Origin of the sequence: Agrobacterium sp. MCAB5, assembly GCF_052114365.1 — a bacterium.
GTDB classification, from domain to species: Bacteria; Pseudomonadota; Alphaproteobacteria; order Rhizobiales; family Rhizobiaceae; genus Agrobacterium; species Agrobacterium tumefaciens.
This window is the reverse complement of the sequence record NZ_JBFREP010000065.1, coordinates 1-856: the sequence shown is the minus strand read 5'-3', so window position 1 is coordinate 856 and position 856 is coordinate 1. Positions and strand designations below refer to the sequence as shown.

Sequence of the window (856 nt, the reverse complement as noted above, 5' to 3'; positions counted from 1 at the left end):
GTCGATCGGTACGGGCTCCCGAGAATGCTGGAACTTGCCGAGTCCACCTACGTCCTTTGCATTGGCCGCGAGGTAATGGTCGGTCTCGGCGCGGATGAAATTGTCGACGGTGACCGGCACTTTGCCGTTTGGTGTCTCGGCAAATGCAACGCCGGTCAACGCAACCGACGCAAAAGCAAGACTGATTCCAACTGAGCGGAGCATTGAATACCTCTTCATTCAATTTGACTTACGACGTAAGGCCATTCCACGAGGCGTGGCACCGGCCAACTCAAATGCCATCCAGCCGATCTTCGTGTGGGCGGCAGACAAATTCTAAGCGTGCGTCGGGTCTAACCATGGGCAGACCGACCGTCTTGCCATTTCGTGCCAATTGTTATCCGGCGTGCGGATTTCTTCCCGCCGGGAGAAAGGGCGCAGACCGTGATCGCTGCTCCCTGAGCCGCTCATAGCGCCCAGTCGCCTGCGGTGTCATCCTCAGGGTTAGAGAGGCCGACATACCGCGCGCTTCGCTTCTACCGGTTCTTTCATCATGAAGGCGAGGGAAGTTCCCCGCGCGAAACGCACTTATCCCAGTCGCGATTGCTCGCGGAACTGTCGCGGCGTAACGCCGGCAATTCTGCGAAATGCGCGGCTGAAGTGCGCCGGGTCGGCATAACCGGCGGCAAATGCAACGTCGATAATCTTGGAATCACTGTCGCGCAAAAGCGTGCTCGCGCTCTCGAACCTGATGGTGTCGAGTATATCTGAATATGTCAGATCGACATGCGAGAGTTTGCGCTGAAAGGTTCGTGTGCTGACGCCCGCCATCTCCGCCACCTCGGCTAGCGTCGGCACCCATTGGTCGAGATAGGAT

At 57.8% G+C, this 856-nt stretch carries 1 protein-coding gene and 1 pseudogene; both read right to left on the bottom strand.

Features of this window, described 5'->3' with window-relative positions; genetic code table 11:
* A pseudogene (locus AB4Z23_RS27320) lies at positions 1-204 on the bottom strand (carboxylesterase); the annotation flags it as partial.
* A 363-nt stretch (positions 205-567) separates the two neighbouring features.
* Positions 568-856: helix-turn-helix transcriptional regulator (locus tag AB4Z23_RS27315; RefSeq protein WP_441361163.1), on the bottom strand; the 289-nt coding region annotated here is incomplete at its 5' end.